Raw genomic sequence first — 11,032 nt, forward strand, 5'->3', positions numbered from 1 at the left:
CTAATCTTTGATGCCAATAGGCGTTGAGCACTTTTTGAGTGGAGTTTACTATTCTTTTTTAGCCAAAGAGTTCCTAATCTTTGATGCCAATAGGCGTTGAGCACGCTTCACAATTTCGCAGTTGTAGCCGTTCCAGCAAACAGTTCCTAATCTTTGATGCCAATAGGCGTTGAGCACGTCGCTAACCGCGTGGTGAATAATGCTGATGTGGATAGTTCCTAATCTTTGATGCCAATAGGCGTTGAGCACCTATTTGACCCAGAGGATAACTCCTGGCTGCTACTGAGTTCCTAATCTTTGATGCCAATAGGCGTTGAGCACCTGTTATCGGCGCGAAAAAAGCCTTGGTAGGAGAAGTTCCTAATCTTTGATGCCAATAGGCGTTGAGCACCAGCTAATACTGGAGTGGTGGTATTACCTGCAAATAGTTCCTAATCTTTGATGCCAATAGGCGTTGAGCACTTTAAGGGATTCCCCTCAGCATCTTTAATGCCAATAAGTTCCTAATCTTTGATGCCAATAGGCGTTGAGCACCCATCTTGAGGCACGGTGTATGTGCTTCCGTCCCATGAGTTCCTAATCTTTGATGCCAATAGGCGTTGAGCACTGTATTCGGTGCCAGGTCTACAGCGGTGCGAGATTCAAGTTCCTAATCTTTGATGCCAATAGGCGTTGAGCACTTGAGCAGCATCGCGCTCCACACAACAAGTTTCTCGATCAGTTCCTAATCTTTGATGCCAATAGGCGTTGAGCACTACCTGATACGAGGAATCAGCGGCAGCGGCAAAAGAGTTCCTAATCTTTGATGCCAATAGGCGTTGAGCACAAAGCTGATTTAGCATTGCTTCTGGCAGCAAAATAAGTTCCTAATCTTTGATGCCAATAGGCGTTGAGCACTCATATCCCATCACTTCCCCCTAATTCCCCAGAAAGTTCCTAATCTTTGATGCCAATAGGCGTTGAGCACTACCCAGCACCACAGCTATGACTCCATCCAAGAGTAGTTCCTAATCTTTGATGCCAATAGGCGTTGAGCACTCACCGGCACTCACCAAACCACGAACCAGTCAGTCAGTTCCTAATCTTTGATGCCAATAGGCGTTGAGCACACTCCGCTTTCTTCTCAAGCAGTTGCCTTTCCTGGCAAGTTCCTAATCTTTGATGCCAATAGGCGTTGAGCACGAATTTATCGCGCTCCCCTTACTGTTGTCAGAGAAGTTCCTAATCTTTGATGCCAATAGGCGTTGAGCACGATAATCCTACTTCCTCCTCTACTAATTCTGGAGTAGTTCCTAATCTTTGATGCCAATAGGCGTTGAGCACATTCCCTCCCCTGACTTTTTGTGCCTCTCCAGCCATAGTTCCTAATCTTTGATGCCAATAGGCGTTGAGCACTATATTTAATTCTGCGTAACGAAAACGCGAATTATGAGTTCCTAATCTTTGATGCCAATAGGCGTTGAGCACGGCGTACATCCAAATGGGGGCACGGCCGGAAAGAACAGTTCCTAATCTTTGATGCCAATAGGCGTTGAGCACTCTATCCCCTGAATCCATCCAAGAGAGGCAGCGAGAAAGTTCCTAATCTTTGATGCCAATAGGCGTTGAGCACGCGAGTAAAAATTCATAAAATCCGTCTCTTGGAAAGTTCCTAATCTTTGATGCCAATAGGCGTTGAGCACTTTCAAAGCGGCTTCCGCATGATAGCAACTATATTAGTTCCTAATCTTTGATGCCAATAGGCGTTGAGCACAGGGCACCACGGTGGAAGAGTTGGAGCGACGCTGGCAGTTCCTAATCTTTGATGCCAATAGGCGTTGAGCACAAAACGAAACTGATTGCTCTTGGTGTGTTGGGAATGTTAGTTCCTAATCTTTGATGCCAATAGGCGTTGAGCACGACGAGGCGAAGTCCCGAAATCAGCAGTCTATAAAGAGTTCCTAATCTTTGATGCCAATAGGCGTTGAGCACGTATCAGCACACAAGCTGGCAACGTGGGCAGCGGAGTTCCTAATCTTTGATGCCAATAGGCGTTGAGCACATCTCTGGGGTGGTGGCGGTTATTGCCCCAATTGCTAGTTCCTAATCTTTGATGCCAATAGGCGTTGAGCACACAAATAACAGCAAAGAACTAGCTGCCCCGCCCGCCCAGTTCCTAATCTTTGATGCCAATAGGCGTTGAGCACTTTTTGGGGTGGTGGTCAAGAATGCAGGCGCTACCAAGTTCCTAATCTTTGATGCCAATAGGCGTTGAGCACCACCGAAACAAGATGAAACTGGTGCTTATCTTCCGAAAGTTCCTAATCTTTGATGCCAATAGGCGTTGAGCACAGCCAGATGGTCAAAAAAGACGGCATGGGCGCAATAGTTCCTAATCTTTGATGCCAATAGGCGTTGAGCACATCTCTGGGGTGGTGGCGGTTATTGCCCCAATTGCTAAGTTCCTAATCTTTGATGCCAATAGGCGTTGAGCACACTTGAAGAATTATCTACAGAGCCATAAAAGCTAGTGAGTTCCTAATCTTTGATGCCAATAGGCGTTGAGCACAGATTATCCCAACGTGGGAGAACTCGCTAGGACTGGAAGTTCCTAATCTTTGATGCCAATAGGCGTTGAGCACTGGACTTTGGCGTTCTTGACCCCACGCTAACCGGAGAAGTTCCTAATCTTTGATGCCAATAGGCGTTGAGCACGATACAGATTGAGCAGCAAGCAATCCTCACCGATGAGTTCCTAATCTTTGATGCCAATAGGCGTTGAGCACTGCCTGAGTTTCTTTGGCATCAAGCCCAAACGCAGCAAGTTCCTAATCTTTGATGCCAATAGGCGTTGAGCACTCTCCGGACGCCCTTTACATTCATCCAATGGCGGATAGTTCCTAATCTTTGATGCCAATAGGCGTTGAGCACATCGATAATAATGAAATAATGAAGTCTTTAATAGAAGTTCCTAATCTTTGATGCCAATAGGCGTTGAGCACGACTCTACAATACTAAAACAAACTCTCTGCCTGATCAGTTCCTAATCTTTGATGCCAATAGGCGTTGAGCACAGAAATACGACCGCGCCCACTTTGCAGATATCGAGAGTTCCTAATCTTTGATGCCAATAGGCGTTGAGCACAAGGAGACGATTTAGAGTAACGTTACCTTGGGTAAAAGTTCCTAATCTTTGATGCCAATAGGCGTTGAGCACGAGAGTGTCGCAGAATGAGAATGAAGCGGTCGGTGAGTTCCTAATCTTTGATGCCAATAGGCGTTGAGCACGGTTCGGTTCTCGTCGGGGACGACTGGCAATTTTTCAGTTCCTAATCTTTGATGCCAATAGGCGTTGAGCACATAGATTCCCCTCAATGGCAGATACTGCCATTCGATAGTTCCTAATCTTTGATGCCAATAGGCGTTGAGCACGTCGGTGAGCGGTGCCCCACGTTCGCTCATAAATAAGTTCCTAATCTTTGATGCCAATAGGCGTTGAGCACGCTTATCTATATATATGCAGCTCAACTTCTTCGACTAGTTCCTAATCTTTGATGCCAATAGGCGTTGAGCACGATATCAAGCGTTGCCGGGACGCTGACGATTTCAAAAGTTCCTAATCTTTGATGCCAATAGGCGTTGAGCACTATACCTTACGCAAAGTCTCTGACAACATCTTAGGCTAGTTCCTAATCTTTGATGCCAATAGGCGTTGAGCACAAGACTTAGAAACTCTGTCCGGGCATATCGTCGGGAAAGTTCCTAATCTTTGATGCCAATAGGCGTTGAGCACAAAAGAGAGAGCAAATAAATGAGCAGGATTCAAGTAGTTCCTAATCTTTGATGCCAATAGGCGTTGAGCACAAACCTTCCTTAGTCCAGAGCGGAGTTTATCAAAAAAGTTCCTAATCTTTGATGCCAATAGGCGTTGAGCACCGGCTTGCTGCTGTTCCTCATACTGCTTATCAGTAGAGTTCCTAATCTTTGATGCCAATAGGCGTTGAGCACATTTCAAGGAATGGAGCCGCAAGAAGGATCTCCAGGGAGTTCCTAATCTTTGATGCCAATAGGCGTTGAGCACATTCCAAAGGGTCTGTTGATGTTGATGTTTCAGTTAGTTCCTAATCTTTGATGCCAATAGGCGTTGAGCACTCCCAGGAAATTGTTGCCATATTATTGAATCCTTTATAAGTTCCTAATCTTTGATGCCAATAGGCGTTGAGCACAACCACAAACATGACCTTTTGCCCCGCTCGAACCGAGTTCCTAATCTTTGATGCCAATAGGCGTTGAGCACCAAACGGTCATCCCGTAATGTGCCATAATTTCCTGCGAGTTCCTAATCTTTGATGCCAATAGGCGTTGAGCACCTTGCGGGGTTGTTGTTCCAGTGCAGGTGGTAGTAAAAGTTCCTAATCTTTGATGCCAATAGGCGTTGAGCACATTCGCTCCCTTGAGGAAGGGCTAGAACAATATCAGTTAGTTCCTAATCTTTGATGCCAATAGGCGTTGAGCACAGTTTCTCAGACTTGAGTTTTTCTCTTTGTTCGTGAAAGTTCCTAATCTTTGATGCCAATAGGCGTTGAGCACTTTGCGCTTCTCGCTCAAGCAATTTGCATCACAGAAGTTCCTAATCTTTGATGCCAATAGGCGTTGAGCACAGGAATGCGATCGCCCTCTCAACAGTTCTGGGGAAAGTTCCTAATCTTTGATGCCAATAGGCGTTGAGCACTGTCAGCACTTACCCCGGTGACGGCGGCGAACAGTAAGTTCCTAATCTTTGATGCCAATAGGCGTTGAGCACAGAAAGCAGAAGGTATGGCACGGCGAGTGGGCTGGAGAGTTCCTAATCTTTGATGCCAATAGGCGTTGAGCACGGGGATCTGAAAATGATCTACCTGCTAATGCCCGCCAGTTCCTAATCTTTGATGCCAATAGGCGTTGAGCACTCACTCACCGCCACCCAAACAAACCAAGTCGCTCAGAGTTCCTAATCTTTGATGCCAATAGGCGTTGAGCACTCATCTTCCCCCCTGTCTTTGCCCTCTTTGTAATCGAGTTCCTAATCTTTGATGCCAATAGGCGTTGAGCACGTTAAGGAATGCAACGATGTAACCAAGATTGTTGACAGTTCCTAATCTTTGATGCCAATAGGCGTTGAGCACGGCAATGATTCAGCTTATATTGTTGCCACTTCTGGCGGAGTTCCTAATCTTTGATGCCAATAGGCGTTGAGCACATTGGTAAGGATTATTCTCTGACCATTTTTCGATAAGTTCCTAATCTTTGATGCCAATAGGCGTTGAGCACTCAAATAATACCAATGGAATTGTGCTGGGTCGATTAGTTCCTAATCTTTGATGCCAATAGGCGTTGAGCACATTGTAGTCTCTTGGCGCATAAATTAAATGTTGAAAGTTCCTAATCTTTGATGCCAATAGGCGTTGAGCACACCGGGAATTCATCCGACAGGCGATCGCTGAGAAAGTTCCTAATCTTTGATGCCAATAGGCGTTGAGCACGATAAAGAATGGCCGGGGTGTATGGCAGTTCTACGAGTTCCTAATCTTTGATGCCAATAGGCGTTGAGCACTTTAATTGCCGATGACCAAGGACTAGGAAAGACCAAGTTCCTAATCTTTGATGCCAATAGGCGTTGAGCACATAAAACAGTGGGCAAGCGTAAATCATTGTGTTATAAGTTCCTAATCTTTGATGCCAATAGGCGTTGAGCACATATCGCGTTGATTACTATGAAGCCGTGCGGCTTTGTGAGTTCCTAATCTTTGATGCCAATAGGCGTTGAGCACATATCAACTGCCCAACGTGTGACGGGATGGGCAGAAGTTCCTAATCTTTGATGCCAATAGGCGTTGAGCACATTGTGTTTCCCCGCGCCCAGCGGGAGTTGATGCGGAGTTCCTAATCTTTGATGCCAATAGGCGTTGAGCACTTTCGGTAACGGCGAGTCTTCCCCTAAAATTTTCGGCAGTTCCTAATCTTTGATGCCAATAGGCGTTGAGCACGGCGTGGGTGTTCTGGATGCGAGTTTCAGGATCTTGCCAGTTCCTAATCTTTGATGCCAATAGGCGTTGAGCACTACGCGCTCCGATACCCCGACCGAGAGCGGATTATAGTTCCTAATCTTTGATGCCAATAGGCGTTGAGCACATCGGCGTGATGGGGAGGGCATTTTTATCAGTGGAGTTCCTAATCTTTGATGCCAATAGGCGTTGAGCACTAGAATATGGCGCTACAGCAAGTTTGACAGCTTATGAGTTCCTAATCTTTGATGCCAATAGGCGTTGAGCACAGCCTCAAAAGAAATTGTAGACAACCCGTAGACCAGTTCCTAATCTTTGATGCCAATAGGCGTTGAGCACATATGCTGCGAGATGCCTGCACATCCCAGGTGTTGAGTTCCTAATCTTTGATGCCAATAGGCGTTGAGCACTATAAGCTCCGGTCGTTGAGTGCCATACCCAGGAAAGTTCCTAATCTTTGATGCCAATAGGCGTTGAGCACTGGAGCCAGAAAAAGGATCTCCAGGGGATTGAATGGCAGTTCCTAATCTTTGATGCCAATAGGCGTTGAGCACAAGAACAGTTAACATCTGGCATGGCATACCTCTACAAAGTTCCTAATCTTTGATGCCAATAGGCGTTGAGCACATTATAAATTCCGCATATCGAACGTTGGCTCAACAGTTCCTAATCTTTGATGCCAATAGGCGTTGAGCACAACTAAACTATGCCGCAATGCAAGTTAGGGCATCGCAGTTCCTAATCTTTGATGCCAATAGGCGTTGAGCACAAGGTGTTGTACTTCTCATTGGTATTTTTGATATAGTTCCTAATCTTTGATGCCAATAGGCGTTGAGCACTTGGAATTTTCCCCTGGAGGAATTGCCGGATCGGTCAGTTCCTAATCTTTGATGCCAATAGGCGTTGAGCACGTAGTGTATTGGTCGTCAAGGCGCTTCTCGCCTTGAAGTTCCTAATCTTTGATGCCAATAGGCGTTGAGCACCTCTACTGGTTCTGCTATTTTTGGTTGTCCTTGAGGACAGTTCCTAATCTTTGATGCCAATAGGCGTTGAGCACACAGGGAATCAGAAAAGAAAATACATTCCCGCAAGTGAGTTCCTAATCTTTGATGCCAATAGGCGTTGAGCACGAAACACAAGAAGGGAAGATTGAAATGCAGCAAGAGTTCCTAATCTTTGATGCCAATAGGCGTTGAGCACGGGTGCAGCGATCGCTACTCTCTCAGGAGTAGCTGCAAGTTCCTAATCTTTGATGCCAATAGGCGTTGAGCACTTAAAGGTATTCACGATGTAGATTTAACACTAGATGAGTTCCTAATCTTTGATGCCAATAGGCGTTGAGCACCCCTCAGCGTGGATTATCTGAACTGAATACCCGTGCTAGTTCCTAATCTTTGATGCCAATAGGCGTTGAGCACGTCTGAATAAGTCTGAGAAGTTCCAGACGCCTTATTAGTTCCTAATCTTTGATGCCAATAGGCGTTGAGCACATCGGCTAAAACCTGCTTTAACCCGGCTAATTCACAGTTCCTAATCTTTGATGCCAATAGGCGTTGAGCACGCTCCCAGCCAATCTCGATACACGGACTACCAGAAAGTTCCTAATCTTTGATGCCAATAGGCGTTGAGCACGAGTGGGAATGGTGAGTATGTGCGCTCCTGTTTCCGAGTTCCTAATCTTTGATGCCAATAGGCGTTGAGCACCTCTTCCACCGTGGTGCCCTCATAGTTCGCGATGTCGGTCAGTTCCTAATCTTTGATGCCAATAGGCGTTGAGCACTACAATCGTACATTTGCATCAGTAGCAGAAATTTATGAGTTCCTAATCTTTGATGCCAATAGGCGTTGAGCACATTGAAGTCAGGAAGCGATGGAAGAATGGCGACTGAGTTCCTAATCTTTGATGCCAATAGGCGTTGAGCACACCCACACTTATGTTTGACAGGGGTTTCCCGAAAAAGTTCCTAATCTTTGATGCCAATAGGCGTTGAGCACAATATAATCTCTACCGTTACCAGATAGGAGGGGTTAGTTCCTAATCTTTGATGCCAATAGGCGTTGAGCACGCAATGCCGTTATCCGCGATTGCCTCCGCCCCTAAGTTCCTAATCTTTGATGCCAATAGGCGTTGAGCACTCTAGGTAGCGCCCTCCATCTTGCAGAGTGGGGTCAGTTCCTAATCTTTGATGCCAATAGGCGTTGAGCACATGAAACTCTAAAAGAGATACTCAAAATATTAAAAGAGTTCCTAATCTTTGATGCCAATAGGCGTTGAGCACCCGTCTAACTTGGACTTCGCAGCGATTCGAGAGATCAGTTCCTAATCTTTGATGCCAATAGGCGTTGAGCACCCATTTCCACCGTTGCCGGGAACGCGATGGAAATCAGTTCCTAATCTTTGATGCCAATAGGCGTTGAGCACATTATTGGGGCATTAGGGTCGAGAATTTCTCCTATTAGTTCCTAATCTTTGATGCCAATAGGCGTTGAGCACGAGAAAGCGTTTACAGCAAAGGAAGAGGCTTTTAAAGTTCCTAATCTTTGATGCCAATAGGCGTTGAGCACCTATTCCTTCGTGAACTTCCTCGGTGCAGGGAAGACGGAAAGTTCCTAATCTTTGATGCCAATAGGCGTTGAGCACTCTAACAGCTTCGGAGCCTTCGATGACCACATCAGGAAAGTTCCTAATCTTTGATGCCAATAGGCGTTGAGCACTTGGTTTACCTGGGAACGATTAACTAACCAATCGTTAGTTCCTAATCTTTGATGCCAATAGGCGTTGAGCACAGTAAGAGAGAGGAAACGCCCAATGACCTTCAAAGTAGTTCCTAATCTTTGATGCCAATAGGCGTTGAGCACAAGGGAGTTCGTCACTTTCACGCACCTCCCCAACCAGTTCCTAATCTTTGATGCCAATAGGCGTTGAGCACATAGCGCACACCTTATTGAAGGAGAAGATATTGCCAGTTCCTAATCTTTGATGCCAATAGGCGTTGAGCACAATACCGCCTCGTTGGGGCTTCTGGCGGTCGCAAGCAGTTCCTAATCTTTGATGCCAATAGGCGTTGAGCACTGAACTGCTGTCAAAAGCGGTAGCCCGTCGAGTCGAAAGTTCCTAATCTTTGATGCCAATAGGCGTTGAGCACTAGCGTTATTGGCAGAATTTGCCAGCCCGCTGTTTAAAGTTCCTAATCTTTGATGCCAATAGGCGTTGAGCACAGCGGCATATCTGCCGGGGCCGCCGTCCTGTCGGTAGTTCCTAATCTTTGATGCCAATAGGCGTTGAGCACGCACTTATTAGCAAAGTTAGAGTTACTTATTTTGCAGTTCCTAATCTTTGATGCCAATAGGCGTTGAGCACACCACTGGACGCCTGAATATGTGTGGCGGTTGGCGAGTTCCTAATCTTTGATGCCAATAGGCGTTGAGCACAATCCGTAATCGCCAGCGGTTCCGAGCAGCACCGGAAGTTCCTAATCTTTGATGCCAATAGGCGTTGAGCACACGGTTTACGATGAGAAAAAATCCTTAAACGAGTCAGTTCCTAATCTTTGATGCCAATAGGCGTTGAGCACCACGGTGTCCTGGGAAAACAATACAACAGTATAACTAAGTTCCTAATCTTTGATGCCAATAGGCGTTGAGCACTACAGAACCCAATCGCTTGAGATTCCTGGGTGCGATAGTTCCTAATCTTTGATGCCAATAGGCGTTGAGCACTACTCTTAGGTACAATTCACGAATACGCTTATGAAAGTTCCTAATCTTTGATGCCAATAGGCGTTGAGCACGAGATTTTAGAAGAAAGCTTAGGCAGTAGAGAAGCTAAGTTCCTAATCTTTGATGCCAATAGGCGTTGAGCACAACGAGAAAATCCTTCTAAAAGCCGCTGGAGGGAGAGTTCCTAATCTTTGATGCCAATAGGCGTTGAGCACCAATAGGGTTACGTTTTCTCTACCCCACACTCTTAAGTTCCTAATCTTTGATGCCAATAGGCGTTGAGCACGGTAGGCTAAGCAGTAGTAATCCAAACTTACAAAAAGTTCCTAATCTTTGATGCCAATAGGCGTTGAGCACCAATAAACCCCTATGGCAGACCCTTTGCACAGCGTCAGTTCCTAATCTTTGATGCCAATAGGCGTTGAGCACGACTTAGGGGTAAGGACTACGTGAACAAGGTACAAGAGAGTTCCTAATCTTTGATGCCAATAGGCGTTGAGCACATATGACCGCATTTGTGTTAGCTGGCATTGTTCGCAAAGTTCCTAATCTTTGATGCCAATAGGCGTTGAGCACTTTCCACCCGCTACACCCGCACCGCCAGCGGCGGAGTTCCTAATCTTTGATGCCAATAGGCGTTGAGCACTACCTGCGTTGCAAGGATTGTATCTCCCAGCTCGGAGAGTTCCTAATCTTTGATGCCAATAGGCGTTGAGCACAAATAGTACCTACAGGGTTACTCATTCTTTTTTGTAGTTCCTAATCTTTGATGCCAATAGGCGTTGAGCACTTCCAATTGAAAGACCAAAGGAAATCTTTAGCACTAAAAGTTCCTAATCTTTGATGCCAATAGGCGTTGAGCACTTTGAAGAATTAAATTACAAAGAAACAACTGTAATCAGTTCCTAATCTTTGATGCCAATAGGCGTTGAGCACAATCATATCTTTCCAAGTGCTAATGATGTGGTTTAGTTCCTAATCTTTGATGCCAATAGGCGTTGAGCACTAGATAAAGGATGAGCGCGATCTCGCTTTACCCCAGTTCCTAATCTTTGATGCCAATAGGCGTTGAGCACTGCATAGAGGCGATAAAATCTAATCGTAATGTGCAAGTTCCTAATCTTTGATGCCAATAGGCGTTGAGCACTCTAAACCAAAGCTAAGAGGATGTTTTAAAAGTCAGAGAGAGCTAAAAATTATGCAAGCCGTCGAATCATGATCCGAATCATGGCAACATAGATGAATGTTTCTGAAGTTTCGGGTAGTCGTTCATAATCCTTACTTAAACG

General features: G+C 45.7%; 1 pseudogene and 1 CRISPR repeat array (1 of these 2 running past the window's edge). The pseudogene reads right to left on the reverse strand.

From position 1 onward, the window contains the following. A CRISPR array of direct repeats spans positions 1-10,890; the repeat unit is 36 nt; unit sequence AGTTCCTAATCTTTGATGCCAATAGGCGTTGAGCAC; it begins 359 nt to the left of the window's first position. Positions 10,891-10,939: 49 nt separating this feature from the next. Beyond that, a pseudogene (locus ACFW2W_RS01795) lies at positions 10,940-11,032 on the reverse strand (IS5/IS1182 family transposase); the annotation flags it as partial.

It is taken from the genome of Coleofasciculus sp. H7-2 (genome assembly GCF_042747725.1).
Lineage (GTDB): Bacteria > Cyanobacteriota > Cyanobacteriia > Cyanobacteriales > FACHB-T130 > FACHB-T130.